The sequence below is a fragment of the Coprobacter fastidiosus genome (assembly GCF_030296935.1).
Classification (GTDB): Bacteria; Bacteroidota; Bacteroidia; order Bacteroidales; family Coprobacteraceae; genus Coprobacter; species Coprobacter fastidiosus.
In genome coordinates this window covers 2,621,291-2,636,356 of the sequence record NZ_AP028032.1, presented here as the reverse complement: position 1 = coordinate 2,636,356, position 15,066 = coordinate 2,621,291, and the positions used below count along the sequence as shown (strand labels likewise).

At 39.4% G+C, this 15,066-nt stretch carries 12 protein-coding genes; 6 read left to right on the top strand and 6 right to left on the bottom strand.

The window, feature by feature from the left end:
• Positions 1–28 precede the first annotated feature (28 nt).
• The 3 genes from QUE35_RS10415 to QUE35_RS10405 all read right to left on the bottom strand — a co-directional run bounded on the left by QUE35_RS10415 (position 29) and on the right by QUE35_RS10405 (position 4,733).
• On the bottom strand, positions 29–1,045 hold the full coding sequence (locus QUE35_RS10415) for a S41 family peptidase (protein WP_009319171.1): 1,017 nt from the start codon (positions 1,043–1,045) through the stop codon (positions 29–31).
• A 113-nt stretch (positions 1,046–1,158) separates the two neighbouring features.
• Positions 1,159–2,037 carry a DUF3316 domain-containing protein gene (locus QUE35_RS10410; RefSeq protein WP_022600665.1) on the bottom strand — a complete coding sequence of 293 codons (879 nt, stop codon included), beginning with the start codon at positions 2,035–2,037 and terminating at the stop codon, positions 1,159–1,161.
• Between the two features lie 2 nt (positions 2,038–2,039).
• The gene (locus QUE35_RS10405) at positions 2,040–4,733 is read right to left on the bottom strand and encodes a DNA gyrase/topoisomerase IV subunit A (protein ID WP_022600664.1); all 2,694 of its coding nucleotides are present in this window, start codon (positions 4,731–4,733) and stop codon (positions 2,040–2,042) included.
• 232 nt (positions 4,734–4,965) lie between these two features.
• Between QUE35_RS10405 and QUE35_RS10400 the strand changes: the two genes are divergently transcribed.
• The 3 genes from QUE35_RS10400 to bamJ are packed head-to-tail and all read left to right on the top strand — an operon-like array spanning position 4,966 to position 7,690.
• Complete coding sequence (locus QUE35_RS10400) at positions 4,966–6,516, top strand: glycine--tRNA ligase (RefSeq protein WP_009319174.1); 1,551 nt, start codon at positions 4,966–4,968, stop codon at positions 6,514–6,516.
• An 11-nt stretch (positions 6,517–6,527) separates the two neighbouring features.
• Positions 6,528–7,118, top strand: a complete 591-nt coding sequence (locus QUE35_RS10395; protein WP_022390492.1) for a LemA family protein — start codon at positions 6,528–6,530, stop codon at positions 7,116–7,118.
• 26 nt (positions 7,119–7,144) lie between these two features.
• Positions 7,145–7,690, top strand: a complete 546-nt coding sequence (gene bamJ / locus QUE35_RS10390; protein ID WP_022390491.1) for a BamJ family beta-barrel-assembly machinery protein — start codon at positions 7,145–7,147, stop codon at positions 7,688–7,690.
• 135 nt (positions 7,691–7,825) lie between these two features.
• Here bamJ and QUE35_RS10385 read toward each other — a convergent pair whose 3' ends face one another.
• The 3 genes from QUE35_RS10385 to QUE35_RS10375 all read right to left on the bottom strand — a co-directional run bounded on the left by QUE35_RS10385 (position 7,826) and on the right by QUE35_RS10375 (position 11,551).
• A complete protein-coding gene (locus QUE35_RS10385) occupies positions 7,826–9,427 on the bottom strand; it encodes a DUF4932 domain-containing protein (RefSeq protein WP_022600663.1) in 1,602 nt (533 codons plus the stop codon).
• A 119-nt stretch (positions 9,428–9,546) separates the two neighbouring features.
• Complete coding sequence (locus tag QUE35_RS10380; protein WP_009319178.1) at positions 9,547–9,747, bottom strand: PG1828 family lipoprotein; 201 nt, start codon at positions 9,745–9,747, stop codon at positions 9,547–9,549.
• Positions 9,748–9,877: 130 nt separating this feature from the next.
• A complete protein-coding gene (locus QUE35_RS10375) occupies positions 9,878–11,551 on the bottom strand; it encodes an AMP-binding protein (RefSeq protein ID WP_022600662.1) in 1,674 nt (557 codons plus the stop codon).
• A 148-nt stretch (positions 11,552–11,699) separates the two neighbouring features.
• On the opposite strand from QUE35_RS10375, the gene mtaB reads away from it, so the two are divergent.
• The 3 genes from mtaB to QUE35_RS10360 are packed head-to-tail and all read left to right on the top strand — an operon-like array spanning position 11,700 to position 14,965.
• Positions 11,700–13,025 (top strand): tRNA (N(6)-L-threonylcarbamoyladenosine(37)-C(2))-methylthiotransferase MtaB, encoded by a 1,326-nt coding sequence (mtaB, locus tag QUE35_RS10370; RefSeq protein ID WP_022600661.1) that lies wholly within the window; start codon positions 11,700–11,702, stop codon positions 13,023–13,025.
• Positions 13,026–13,035: 10 nt separating this feature from the next.
• Positions 13,036–13,932 carry a lysophospholipid acyltransferase family protein gene (locus QUE35_RS10365; protein ID WP_009319181.1) on the top strand — a complete coding sequence of 299 codons (897 nt, stop codon included), beginning with the start codon at positions 13,036–13,038 and terminating at the stop codon, positions 13,930–13,932.
• A 34-nt stretch (positions 13,933–13,966) separates the two neighbouring features.
• Positions 13,967–14,965, top strand: coding sequence for a glycosyltransferase family 2 protein (locus tag QUE35_RS10360; protein ID WP_022600660.1), 999 nt, complete (start codon positions 13,967–13,969; stop codon positions 14,963–14,965).
• The last annotated feature ends 101 nt before the right edge of the window (positions 14,966–15,066 follow it).

The following is a 15,066-nucleotide window of genomic DNA, read 5'->3' as shown; positions in this document are numbered from 1 at the left end:
ATTTGCAAACATTATTCGCTTTTTTTCCTCATTTACCTCCAGACATAATCCATTCCTTCGCACGTTCTATGATCGCATCCCGATCTGGAGTATCTGCCATATTCACAAAAATATCGGGAGCAATCCCAAATTCAGTGTGTTCTTTATTAACATTATAAATGGGAGAAGCGGAAAAACGCACCGACCAGCCGTTCGGCAATTCAGAAGATACAGGAAGACCGCTTCCACCTCCGGTATAATCTCCTATAATTTTTACTTGCGGCAACTCTTTCATTACCGATACAAAATTATTCGTTGCACTATAACAACGGCGATTTGTCAGTACGGCAACGGGCTTCAGATAATGTATCCGATCAGAAGGAGCTGTTTCTAACCTGATTTCATGAAAATCGGAGAAGGCATCATGAGCCGGACCGGTTTTATGCCGAATATAACCGCAAATCCGATCTTCTGTAATAAAACGAGAGGCTATACGATTTACTGTCGTCAGTATTCCTCCGCTATTGTCTCTCACATCGATAATAATCCCGTCACAAGACGAAAATGCAGCAAATATCTGATCCAGATTACTCTCTCCCACTCCTGAAGAAAAACTCGCATAATATATATATCCGATGTTCGTATTTGCTAAAATACGATATTTCATACCTCCGGCTATTTGATAATCGGGCTGCTGCAAATAATATTTATTGACAATCTCTTCATTAAAGTTTACCGGATAGTCTTCGAACCATTTCCAATACCGGGCCATATCGAACGAAGAGGATAGGTTCACATGTCCGTCTTGCAACTCCGCCAGCATATCCGCCAATACACCGAACAACTCCTCATCTGTCATATTCTGTGCAATTCGCGACCGATAACGTTGATGAACTTCATTCCAGTCTATATTTTTATAATCGAAAAAACAATATCTTTCGTCCATAATAGACCACAAAGCCTCAAAATTACCTTCTGGATCATCTGTAAAATCCGATTCGGGAATACAAGAAGAAAAAAGAAACAACATCCCGAACGAACAAACCATAAAAATCCGGTTAAGCATTTTACAAACTTTACCTCGCAAAAATACATTAGAGGAAAAATATTCCGCCATATCCCGACATTCGAGAATATATTTAAAAAGTATCCGCCCTTTGACTATCATAGTATACCATATCAATAAAATGCAGAAATCGAAGAAGCTGCCGACATCACTTTTCTACGCTGACTACGTGTTACAAACTCCGTTGCGATTCCGACAGTAAATACATGTGTGTACATTTTATAAACCAAATGATTCTGGTGTGTAGATCGCAGCCGGTTTTTATACCCGATGCGCACGGCACTTCTTCCTACCGGAAAATCGACGGTAAACATATTACTCATATCGAACTGATTATGAAAAGAGCCGAAATGGACAATACCCTTCGTATTCCCGAGACTGAACATCTCATAATAAGTTTGTCCGTACCCGGGACAAAAAAATGTTCCTATAAAAGGTAAAGACATTGAATAACGGAACGTAATCGGATAACCGGATACACGCCACGTATAAACGGCCATACCGGAAACTCCTGCATTGACCGAAGCCTTTGCCGCCGCCGGATTATTAGAATTTCTGAGATTATATATTCCGCCGACATTTGTACTCAACTCCCCGCCTCCCAACAATTTTAACTTACAAGGCAAACGGAAAATCCGATACAACCCGAAAGAATAATCAAACATACCGGTAATCATCATGCCGTTTCCGGGACGATTCCGAGTAGTTGAAAAATCGACTTCGAAAAGATGCCGTGCAGCCAATCGCCCGGCACCGAAAGGAGCTACTCTCATTCTTTCGTGCCCGATGCCCACATTAAGACCGCTATATCGATTGATCGACAAATAAGTGTCGTAAACCTGATTATTTCCGACAGAGAAATAAGTTGAAGCGACAACCGGACGAACAATTTTCACCGAATCCTTATCTCTTTCAACAGCCTGTATGATATTTTTCCCGAATAGGAAAAACATCATTAAAATAAACATGCTTCGGTACTGCCGGATTCCCATTCTTAAAATAATTTCATTTGACCGGTAATTTCATCCAATATATCGCTGTTTCCTTCACTCTGAGAGCCTGTAACCGCATCCGTATCATCCGGTAACTCGGCTTCCGGAACTTCCGGCTGCGGAATCTCCTTACGCAAAGGTTCTAATTCATTGATTGTCTCTACCGTATAGGTAGATATACGCTTACCTTTTGCCTTAAAGCTTTTCACGCCGATAAACTCCTCCGCATCGATTATCAACGGGTCTCGGAATGCATCATTCCCTCCGAACACCACTTCAAAGCGGGGAAACGATTCATCAGTAAGTAAAATCAAAGATGATTTAGGGTTCTCACCCAAAAAATTTTGCTTCTTTTGAGTCGGCTCTAACTTGAATCGTTTCAAATAAGGATATCCTTGATCTGCATCATTTAAAGCCGCAGTCCACGTCTTACCGGAATCATACTTCTCTATAATCATAATATCCGCTTCATAATGGTTAGTCGCATCAAAAGAAGTGGTACAAAAATCTCCGTTCTTCATAATCACAAGAATCTGGTCGTTCCCATGAAATTCACCCAGATACTCTCCCCGCCCATCATAATTAAGACGCAAAATATCCCGATCGAACCAAACCTGTCGTCCTCCTAATGTAGAACCGCCTTTTTCTTTCAAGGAGATTTTATGTATCTCATTTTTAGTTACGATATTCCCCATAGACTGCCGCCCTTTGATCGCAATGTCGCTAAAGTCTTTATCGATGAACAGACACTTAAGTCGAGGTTTGGGTTTAAATGTAATTTTCAATATTTCAGCTTCACCATTCGGATTTGCAGTAAACCAAACAACCCGAGATCCCGGTTTTCCTTGGGTCAAATCATACTCTTTGTCACGAGTCACACCGGTCACAGCAAAACGCTTGATATAATGAAGACCGTCTTTCCCGTCACGATATATGACATTATAGATGGTTCGGGTATCGTTTTTCTTGAATACATTGATATACAACACATTTTTTCCGATAAACATTTTCTCGCTTACCCGAACGACCTTATACTTGCCGTCTTTATAAAAGATAATTATATCATCTATATCCGAACAATTACAAATAAACTCGTCTTTCTTGAGTCCGGTTCCCATAAAGCCCTCCTCACGGTTGATATACAATTTTTCATTTGCTTCGACCACCTTAGTGGCTTCGATCGTATCGAAACTCCGGATTACCGTCCGCCGAGGATAATTCTTTCCATATTTACTCTTCAATGCTTCATACCAGCGAATCGTATAATCTACGATATGAGCCAAATGATTCTCTATCTCTTCGATATCCGTCTTTATCGCAGCAATCTGCTCTTCAGCTTTCTCGGAGTTAAATTTAAGGATACGTCCCATTTTTATCTCCATAAGCTTTAAAATATCCTCTCGGGTAACCTCTCTGACGAACGAAGGTTTAAAAGGCTCTATTCTTTTATCGATATGCGCCACGGCAATATCCATAGAGGTACTGTCCTCAAAAGCTTTATCTTTATAAATCCGCTCTTCGATAAATATCTTTTCCAACGAAGCAAAATGAAGAGTCTCTTCCAACTCGTGTTTTTGAATACTCAACTCTTCGCCCAGCAACCGCACCGTATTATCGACGCTGCGCCGAAGTACATCACTCACCGTCAAAAAATGAGGCTTACTGTCGCAAATCACACAACAATTCGGAGAAATACTCACTTCACAATCGGTAAACGCATACAGAGCATCGATAGCCTTATCTGAAGAAGTCCCCGGGATCAAATGTACCAATATTTCAGCATGCTGAGCCGTATTATCATCTACTTTGCGGATTTTTATTTTACCCTTTTCCAAAGCTTTCAGGATAGAATCGATCAATGTCGACGTCGTTTTTCCGTAAGGAATTTCGGTAATTGCCAAAGTCCGGTTATCCCGTTTTTCGACTTTAGCCCGAACTTTTACAGAACCGCCACGCTCTCCGTCATTATAACGGGTCACATCGATAAATCCGCCCGTCTGAAAATCCGGGAACAGTTCAAAAGGTTCATGCCTCAGATAAGCAATTGCAGCATCCAATATCTCATTAAAATTATGAGGCAATATCTTTGATGACAATCCTACCGCAATCCCTTCGACTCCTTGAGCCAATAATAACGGGAATTTAACCGGAAGCGTTATAGGTTCTTTATTCCGCCCGTCATACGAGGGCTTCCATTGCGTAGTTTTGGGATTAAACACAACATCGAGAGCAAATTTCGATAACCGCGCCTCGATATAACGAGGAGCTGCAGCACTATCTCCTGTCAATATATTCCCCCAATTTCCCTGACAGTCGATCAACAGGTCTTTCTGCCCCAATTGCACCAAAGCATCCCCGATAGAAGCATCTCCGTGAGGATGGAACTGCATTGTATGTCCGACAATATTCGCAACTTTATTATAACGCCCGTCATCCAATCGTTTCATTGAGTGAAGAATACGTCTCTGTACCGGTTTTAAACCGTCCTCCAAATGAGGAACTGCCCGTTCGAGGATTACATACGAAGCATAATCCAGAAACCAGCTTTGGTACATTCCCGTCAATTGATATTTAAAATCCGGCTTATCGCCTCCCGGCACTTTATAAGACGAATGGCTATTCTCTTCCGCCACATCGTTGCTTGACGCATCAAATTGATCATCAGCAGGAATCAGCTCTTTATCTTCTTCACTCATGAATCTAAAATATCTGTGTTTTTAACGCTCGAATCATATCGTCAATTTCCCTGAAGTTTCAAAATCTGCGGTTTTAACATTTTTATCAGCTTAATAACGACATGCTCATGCAAAAATACAAATTAAATCGAAAAAAATCATTTACTTTGCGCTTTATTAGCCTCAGAATCGAGGTTATAAACAATCTTTTTTTAAGTAAACCGACATAAAGATATAAAACATAACTAAAGATATGGCACAACAAGAAGACGTTTTTAAAAAACTGGTATCGCACTGTAAAGAATACGGTTTTGTTTTCCCGTCCAGCGAAATTTATGACGGACTCGCTGCAGTCTATGACTACGGACAAATGGGTGTAGAACTGAAAAACAATATAAAAAAATATTGGTGGGACAGTATGGTATTGCTCCACGAAAATATCGTCGGTATCGACTCTGCTATTTTCATGCATCCGACAATCTGGAAAGCATCAGGACACGTAGATGCATTCAACGACCCACTGATAGACAACAAAGACTCTAAAAAACGTTATCGCGCAGACGTCCTGATCGAAGACCAGTTGGCAAAAATGGACGAGAAGATCGAAAAAGAGGTTGAAAAAGCGGCGAAACGGTTCGGAGAATCGTTTGATGAAGCGTTGTTCAGACAAACCAATCCCCGTGTACAAGAGCATGTAGCAAAACGAGAAGAATTGCACAGTCGTTTCGCCAAAGCAATGAATGACAACAACCTCGAAGAGTTGCGCCAGATCATCCTCGACTATGAAATCGTTTGCCCGATCAGCGGAACAAAAAACTGGACGGATGTACGTCAGTTCAATCTGATGTTCTCCACAGAAATGGGATCTACTTCCGATGGAGCAATGAAGGTATATTTGCGTCCCGAAACTGCTCAAGGGATATTCGTAAACTACCTGAACGTACAAAAAACAGGCCGTATGCGCATTCCTTTCGGAATTGCTCAAATAGGAAAAGCATTCCGCAATGAAATAGTAGCTCGGCAATTTATATTCCGCATGCGTGAATTCGAGCAAATGGAAATGCAATTTTTTGTACGCCCGGGACAAGAGCTCGAATGGTTTAAAACATGGAAAGAAATACGACTCAAATGGCACAAAGCTTTGGGATTAGGAGACCATAAATACCGATTCCATGATCATGACAAGCTGGCACACTATGCAAACGCCGCTACCGACATCGAATTCGAAATGCCTTTCGGATTCAAGGAAGTTGAAGGTATCCACTCCCGTACCAATTTCGATTTGGGAAGTCATGAAAAATATTCAGGGAAAAAACTCCAATATTTTGATCCCGAACTGAACGAGTCTTACACTCCCTATGTTATCGAAACATCCATCGGTGTAGACCGCATGTTCCTCAGTATCATGGCTGCAGCTTATTGCGAAGAAAAACTCGAAAACGGAGAGTCTCGTGTAGTATTGAAATTACCTGCACCTTTAGCTCCGGTAAAACTCGCAGTCTTACCTTTAGTAAAGAAAGACGGACTGCCTGAAAAAGCTCGGGAAATCATCGATACGCTGAAATTCGATTTCAAATGCCAATACGACGAAAAAGATTCTATCGGAAAAAGATATCGACGTCAAGATGCAATCGGAACTCCGTTCTGCGTCACCGTAGATCATGATTCTCTTCAGGACAATATGGTCACGATCCGTCATCGCGATACGATGGAGCAGCAGCGTGTCCCTATCGATCAATTGGCACAAATCATCGGAGAACAGGTTAGTTTAAAGTCTCTGTTAAAAAAAATCGTTGAAAAATAAATAACGGATATATGAAAAAATCTCTTATCGTCTTAATAAGTATCCTTGCCTTGCTGGTAATCATTATCGGCTACGGAATATCGATAAACAACAAAATGGTAAATGCCGATGAAGCCGTAATGTCTCAATGGGCAAAAGTAGAAAATCAGTACCAGCGCCGGGCAGATCTGATCCCGAATCTCGTAAATACAGTCAAAGGGTATGCTTCTCACGAGAAAGAGACTCTCGACGCTGTGGTAAATGCCCGGGCTAAAGCCACACAGGTTACAATCAGCCCCGACAACCTAAACGAAGCTTCTTTGCAAAAATATCAGGCGGCCCAAGGTGAACTGAGCCAAGCTTTAGGGCGGCTGTTAATGGTAACGGAGAATTATCCCGACCTGAAAGCAAACCAAAACTTTCTGGAACTACAAGCACAACTTGAAGGGACAGAAAACCGCATTTCTACCGAACGGACAAGATATACGGACATGGTACGGGACTACAACGCCATGATACGTCGTTTTCCTGCGAGCATTATAGCCGGAATAGGCGGATTTGACAAAAAACCTCAATTTACAGCCGAAGCCGGAGCTGAAAAAGCACCGGAAGTAAAATTTTAATTGATAAATAAAAAGGAATAAAAACGATGAAAAAATTTCCGGGAATTATAATATTACTGATTGTCGTTTTCATAATGTCTTGTAAAGACGATGAAGAAGACACATGGACACAATATCAGAAATGGAGAAATGAAAATGCGGCCTACTTCAATCAGAAAAGGGCAGAAACGGATGAAAACGGGTTTCCGGTTTACACAGAAATTTATCCGGTTTGGGATCCGGGAAGTTTTATTCTGATGAAAACATACAAAAAAGGTGATGGAACAAAACCCGCTCCGCTAAACAACAGCACTGTAAAATTCATGTATAAAGGAATGCTGTATAACGGCACAGCTTTCGACTCGACTTATCTTTATACCGACAGTGCAACCACCGGAAGAGTAGATCAATTCATACAAGGATTTCAGATTGCTCTCACAAGTATGCAACCCGGTGACAGTTGTCAGGTAATTATTCCTCAAAACTTAGGATATGGAGCAGAAATGTCTTCTTCAGTCATATTGCCTTATTCCACCTTGATTTTCGATCTCAAGCTGATAGACGTTCTCGGTTATGAACATCAAGTTCCTTAAAAAAATAAAAAATTACAAATAAGTAAAGAGGGGCAAAATTAAATTGCCCCTCTTTACCATTTTAATAATATATTCTTTATTAAACTTTTATCCCCAATTAATCTTAATCGAGCATAGACTTATAGATAGTACCTTTTATTTAATAAACTTCCACGGAACAGATTTTGTATCATAAAAACCTTCAGACAACACCGTCCGATTACCGCTAAAAATATGATAGCTATAACTTCCATGGGAATAACTGTTTATATCAAGAATATTATCATTCTTAAAAGCCGTATATACAATCATTCCATTTTTATTGTTTTGCGGATTTGGTAAGCAAGTAATAAATCTTAGACTCGGATCATTATATTTCTTATCAGCAAAAAGTTCGCCATTTTTAATCTGAAACGGAAAAGTCTCTTTGTAATGAGACAAAAACAAGTTACTCTCTATCGTTCCATAACATAATATTCCGTATTCATCCAAAGGTTTACTCAAAGCCACACTATCAGATATCACGACACATTCTTTTATTGTACTTTTTTGCTTTATAAAATCAGCTACATAAGCTGTATATTGTTTTATTTTATATATAAGCTCTTGATTGCAATCTGCCGTAGGATAGACAACTGCGATTTTTCCGGTATTAAAAACACGATCTATAATACCGTTAAAAGCAGCAGTATCAAAATTATTAACAGGATTCAAATCGGCCAACATCGACAATAGGTTTGGAAAATATTCAGCAAATGTTACACCATCAGAATCTCGGAGACTTTCAAACCGTTTTAAACTTTCAATAATCGGCTCAATATATACAAAGCCTTGTTTTTTTTCATAAATTACCCATTCCGCTCCGACTTGCTTACCGAACAACATTTCCATCATTCTTGCCGCAACAGCTCTTACAATATGTTCATCTAACGTTATTTTCCACTCACCATACGACTTAGAAGTCATAAATTCTCTTATCGGCTCAAAAAGTTTTTTACTTAACTCAACCTTATCTCTATATTTTTCTGTTAATGGGTTAACAAACGAATGATTAAATTCATGCAAAATAACATTATCAAAAAATCGTTCTCTATACTTCCCCTCCCCACATATCACAGGATAAAGATCATATTTGTCATTACTCGATTTCAATCTCAGACCATAATTATGGTTCCCGTTAAGAGGGCATATAATCATATTATAACTATTGCAACTATCTTTATAATACTCTTCTACTGTTTTGACTAAGTCCCGACCTTGAAACATTTCACGAACTGATGCAAGAATACGCTCATAAAACTCTTTCTTAGATACATAAAAATGTTCAAATCCGGATTTTTTTGCAAAATCGCGAATCGCATCTCTATATACAGAAAGATTGGCTTCTCCTCCAGCACGATTTTTCACATCCTCAGAATAAGGTACGATTCTTTTTAATTGAAGAGGTTGGGACAATCGCAATATAAAATCCACAGGAGCATCATAACTAAAACCATACTCTTGTAAAAGCATTCTCGTCACTTCAACAGCCTTCGAATCTTTCATAGGCTCAAAATATGCTTTTACCTCATTACTATAAGGTGAATTTTTAGTTACGAGTGGATAATCGGCCATAATCTGTATCACCCCTAACAACTCAGTCCTTGGATCAACGGATACATTCAACTTGCCAACACTCGTACGAACCGGTTCTAACTTTTTAGCAGGTAAAGAAAAACAAAAGACTAAAAGAACTAAAAGTAATATTATCTTTTTCATATCATTACAATATTAAATTTCCAATAACATCCACACTTTTTCTACTGCAAAAATAAAAAAAAATAGAGCAGCTCTTCTCAGAACCACTCTATTTACTCCTTTTTGTTCTTATCGCTAAATTATTCAGCAACAACTGCAGCTGAATCAACGATAGCAGCTGAGTCAGCAGCTACAGAATCAACGATTACAGTTTCTTCTACTACAGAAATAGAATCAACCATAGTTGAATCAGCGCTAGTAGCGTCGCTAGTAGTTTTAGAAGAACAAGCTGCAAATGACATTGCAAATGCAACAGCGAAGAACAAGACTAACTTTTTCATTTTCTTTAAATTAAATATAAAACAATAAATTATTGCTTCAAAAACGGTTCAAAGGTATAGATTATTTTCTAATGTTGTATCACTTGAACTCATTTTTTTTCAAAAAAGTCAACTTTTTTCTTCCAAAATACTATATCGGAGAAAAATTTGTATAAAGATACCGTTTTATACTCCGTTTTGGTGTCTTTTCAAATTCAGTCGGATAAAGATGTATTTTAGCGATTTGTTCATACGGAGCAACCTCCTTATTTAAATTTTTCCGAATTTCCTCCATTGCTACCGGCAGATCTTCATTCGCAATTCCATAATCATCAACAGCCTCATAGTCAGGATATACCAAAGCAACCAAACGTCCATCCTTTTCAATAACAAGGCTTTCCATTATAAACGGCATATTATTCAATTTCGACTCGATCTCCTCTGGATAAATATTCTGTCCGTTCGCTCCTAAAATCATTGTTTTGTAACGACCCTTTATAAATATGGTATCATCGTTATTCACCGTGCCCATATCGCCGGTATGCAACCAACCATCCTTATCGATCACCTTTTCGGTCGCTTCCTGATTTTTATAATAACCGGCCATTACGTTCTCACCTCGTACACAAATTTCTCCCGGAATCAGCTCGGGATCAGAAGAGTCGATCTTCACTTGCATATATCCTTCAAGAATTCGTCCAGAAGAACGTGGTATAAATTCAGAATGATGAGTATAACTGATCAAAGGACCGCATTCTGTCATTCCATAACCGACAGTAAACGGAAATTTAATACGATACAGAAAAGCCTCAACTTCGGCATTTAAAGGAGCGCCTCCGACAATTACCTGCTCAAAACGTCCACCGAAAGCATCCACCAGTTTTTTTCGTACCTGCCCATAAATACGGGAGTCGAGCAACGGAACATTAAGAGCCCATTTCAACGGACGTTTATTCAACATCGGCAATATCTGCTTCCGATATATCTTTTCTAATATCAAAGGTACACAAATAATCAAATTAGGTTTCACTTCCTCCAATGCTTTCAACAATATTTTAGGCGAAGGAATTTTCCCCAATAATGTAATGTGCGTACCGACAGCCAAAGGTACTAACAAATCGAATGCACATCCGTAAGCATGTGCCAAAGGTAAAAATGAAAGACATTTACTTCCTGAAAAATGAAGTTTCGAAGATATTCCGAAACACACATTTCCTCCGAGATTATTTCCCGTAAGCATTACCCCTTTACTAAAACCTGTCGTTCCCGAAGTATAATTAATCAAGATTACCTTGTCATTAGTTAATTCGGCAAAACGGACATCGTCTCTCGTAAAACCCTTAGGATATGCTTTTTTAAACAACTTATCCATATCACCCAAACATTGAGTAATACATTCTCCGTCCCGCTGATCAAGACAAGTATAATCCACCAAAGAAATAGTCGCGCGTAATTGGCTCAGTTTATCCACTTCGAGATTTTCCCAAATCAAATCTCCGGCAAAAAGCAAAACAGAATCTGAATGATTAACAATATGCTGAACATCATTTGCATTAAAATCCTGCAATATCGGAACGATAATTGCTCCATAAGAAACCGCAGCCATAAAAGCTATACACCATCGGGGAGTATTACGGCCGACAAGAGCAATCTTGTCCCCACGCCTAATCTGACAATATTTAAATAACAGATGCAAACGGGCTATTTGCTCTGCAACTTCTCCATAAGTAAAAGTTTCTCTCGTATTATAATCGGTCAATGCAGGCAGATCCCAATTTTCCTTAAAACTTTTCTCATAGATTTTGATAAAATTTTCCTCGATCATGGCAAATTAAGTTATGTCGAACTGCAAATTTATAATGAATAGTTGGTATTCTCCCTATAATATAGCTAAGGAATGTTACAGCACCGATGCTTTTTGCCTTAAAATGACTAACTTTGTTTCGTTTTTAATATGTATTACAGTCCCATTAATGATCGATCATACAATTTTTGAAAATAAAACAGCAGTTTATTATACATTAGGGTGTAAACTCAATTTTGCTGAAACTTCCGCGATTGGAAAGATTCTGGAAGAACAGGGAATCCGCAAAGCCAGAAACGGAGAAAAAGCTGACATCTGTATTATCAACACCTGTTCGGTAACAGAATTAGCCGACAAAAAATGTCGGCAAACCATTCGAAAAATCGCCCGACAAAATCCAGGGGCATTTATAGTAGTAACCGGATGTTATGCCCAACTGAAGCCCGAAGAAATAGCACATATTCCCGATGTAGATTTAGTTCTCGGAGCAGAACAAAAACTAAATATATTAGATTATCTGGATGATCTGCATAAACAAAAAGGTAACGGAACGATCATCACCACGCAAAGTCAGGACATACGGACTTTCAGTCCCTCCTGTTCTCGAGGAGACCGAACCCGCTATTTCTTGAAAGTACAGGACGGTTGCGACTATTACTGCACTTATTGCACTATTCCTTTTGCAAGAGGTAGAAGTAGAAACGGATCGATCGCAGAAATGGTAAAGCAAGCTGAAACTGTCGCAGCGTCAGGCGGAAAAGAGATCGTTCTCACCGGAGTCAATATCGGGGACTTCGGAAAATCGACCGGAGAATCATTTTTCGATCTGGTAAAAGCTTTAGATCGGGTAGAAGGTATAGAACGTTACCGGATTTCTTCCATAGAACCTAATTTACTTACCGATGAGATCATCAATTATGTTGCAACGTCCCGCCGTTTCGCTCCTCACTTCCATATACCGTTGCAATCGGGAAGCGACGAGGTACTTAAACTGATGCATCGCCGATACGATACCGCACTCTTCAAGAGCAAGATACAAAAAATCAAATCTGTAATGCCCGATGCATTTATAGGAGTCGATCTCATTGTCGGAGTGAGAGGTGAAACCGAACAATTCTTCAACGATGCTGCTCGATTTGTTTATGGGCTCGATATTTCTCAGTTGCACGTATTTACTTACTCAGAACGGCCCAATACACAAGCTCTTAAAATCGATCATGTAGTAAATCCCCAAGAAAAACACGAACGATGTAAAAAGATGCTTGAGATCTCCGAAAAAAAGACACACGAATTCTATTCATCCCAAATAGGAAAAACGAGACCTGTTTTATTCGAGCACCCCAAAAAAGGAGCGCCTATGCACGGATTCACAGACAACTATATCCGTGTCGAAATGCCTTACGAGAAAAACAGGGTAAACACGACATGCAAAATATTATTAGGAGACTTCAATGAAACAGGAGATGCTCTTACCGTAACACGAATTATCGAATAAACCCGTAGATATGAAAAAAGAAACATCCGAAAATATCCTCTATTTTCCGTTGTATTTCTATTTTTGGCTACATGCTCTGTTACCGCTGAAAATATTATACATATTATCCGATATTCTATTTTTTCCGATGTTCTACATAGTACGTTACCGGAGAAAACTGGTATATCAAAATATGAAAGATTCATTTCCTGAAAAAAGCGAAAAAGAAATCCGTCGGATGGAAAAAGCTTTTTACCATCACTTCTGCGACTATATCGTAGAAACGATCAAATTACTCCATATCTCCGACAAAGAGACTCGAAAAAGGGTAAAATTCCACAATACAGAAGCATTACAGGAAATTGTCGATAACGGAGGTTCATGCCTGATGCTGCTCGGACATTACGGCAACTGGGAATTTGTTCCGTCCGTCACTCTCTGGATGCGTAAAGGAAGCGTAATTTTCGCACAAATATATCGTCCTCTGAAAAACAAATGGTTCGATCGTTTCTTTCTCAAACTTCGGGGGAGATACCATTCCGAATGTATTGCCAAACAAGACACGCTAAGAAGTATTTTACGCTATAAATCCTCAGGCAGACCGTCTATCACCGGATTTATGGCAGACCAAACTCCTTCTCCGGCAAATATACACCATTGGGTAAATTTCTTGAACCACGACACTCCGGTATTTACCGGAGTCGAAAAAATCGCCCACAAAGTCGGCTTCTCCGTTTTTTATTTCGATGTCGAAAAAATAAAAAGAGGATATTATTCCGTAACAATCCGGGAAATATCTAAAAATCCGAAAGAGACCGAAGAATTCGAAATTACGAACAAATATATGGAAATGATGGAAACAACAATACTTCGTGCGCCGGAATATTGGTTATGGACTCATAATCGTTGGAAACATAAACGCTCCTGATAACCGATTTATCAAACTTATAAAAATTTCTCTTTTGAAAAAAGTTGCAGTCATCATATTGAATTGGAACGGATTGGCTCTTCTGGAAAAATTCCTCCCGTCCGTGTGCCGATATACGAATCCCGAATTGGCGGACATTATCATTGCAGACAACGGATCTGACGATAATTCTATCGCATGGATACAGAAAAATCACCCCGAAGTAAAAATCATGGCATTCCCGCAAAATTACGGGTATGCCGAAGGGTATAACAGAGCCATCAAAGCACTCGAATACGAATACGTAGTATTATTGAACTCGGACGTAGAAGCCACACCTGCATGGATAGAACCGCTTGTCGAATACTGTGACAAAAATACAGACGTTGCTGCCTGCCAGCCAAAATTAAAAGCATACCGACAAAAAAATTATTTTGAATATGCCGGTGCGGCCGGAGGATTCCTCGACCGGTACGGCTACGCTTTCTGCCGGGGAAGGATATTCGACACGATAGAAAAAGATTACGGACAATATGATTCGATAACCGATATATTCTGGGCTACCGGAGCGTGTCTATTTATCCGGAGGGCAGAATACTTGAATGCCGGCGGTCTCGATGCCGATTTTTTCGCGCACATGGAAGAAATCGATCTTTGCTGGAGAGTACATCTTATGGGCAAACGAATTGTAATTATCCCGCAAAGTACCGTCTACCATCTGGGAGGAGGAACACTAAACGCCTCGAACCCCCGAAAGACATATCTCAATTTCAGAAATAATCTATTAATGCTTTATAAGAATCTTCCTCTCAAAGAAGGAAAATCTTTATTATTCATCCGCAGACTTATGGACACGGCAGCAATGGGAAAATTTCTTTTATCGGGAGAATGGGGAAATGTAAAAGCCGTATGGAAAGCTCATATAGACTACCGGAAAATGAAAAAACGGTATAACTTCCAGCCGAAAACCAACCTGCTTAAAAGCTTTCCCGAAACTAACCGAAACATTACCGTAGATTATTTCTTAAGAGGGAAAAAAACGTTTGAAGAATAAAATCCCGGATTTTTCAATTCAAAGTGCAGATTTTTAGAAAAAGACAACTGAGTTTAAAGTTCTGTTCTACATCAAAAAAAGGAGTGTCCAAAAGATCGGAT

Coding starts and splice junctions, on each gene's coding strand:
- QUE35_RS10415 (WP_009319171.1), bottom strand. CDS start 1,045: ATGCTTAACCGGATTTTTATGGTTTGTTCGTTCGGGATGTTGTTTCTT.
- QUE35_RS10410 (WP_022600665.1), bottom strand. CDS start 2,037: ATGGGAATCCGGCAGTACCGAAGCATGTTTATTTTAATGATGTTTTTC.
- QUE35_RS10405 (WP_022600664.1), bottom strand. CDS start 4,733: ATGAGTGAAGAAGATAAAGAGCTGATTCCTGCTGATGATCAATTTGAT.
- QUE35_RS10400 (WP_009319174.1), top strand. CDS start 4,966: ATGGCACAACAAGAAGACGTTTTTAAAAAACTGGTATCGCACTGTAAA.
- QUE35_RS10395 (WP_022390492.1), top strand. CDS start 6,528: ATGAAAAAATCTCTTATCGTCTTAATAAGTATCCTTGCCTTGCTGGTA.
- bamJ (WP_022390491.1), top strand. CDS start 7,145: ATGAAAAAATTTCCGGGAATTATAATATTACTGATTGTCGTTTTCATA.
- QUE35_RS10385 (WP_022600663.1), bottom strand. CDS start 9,427: ATGAAAAAGATAATATTACTTTTAGTTCTTTTAGTCTTTTGTTTTTCT.
- QUE35_RS10380 (WP_009319178.1), bottom strand. CDS start 9,747: ATGAAAAAGTTAGTCTTGTTCTTCGCTGTTGCATTTGCAATGTCATTT.
- QUE35_RS10375 (WP_022600662.1), bottom strand. CDS start 11,551: ATGATCGAGGAAAATTTTATCAAAATCTATGAGAAAAGTTTTAAGGAA.
- mtaB (WP_022600661.1), top strand. CDS start 11,700: ATGATCGATCATACAATTTTTGAAAATAAAACAGCAGTTTATTATACA.
- QUE35_RS10365 (WP_009319181.1), top strand. CDS start 13,036: ATGAAAAAAGAAACATCCGAAAATATCCTCTATTTTCCGTTGTATTTC.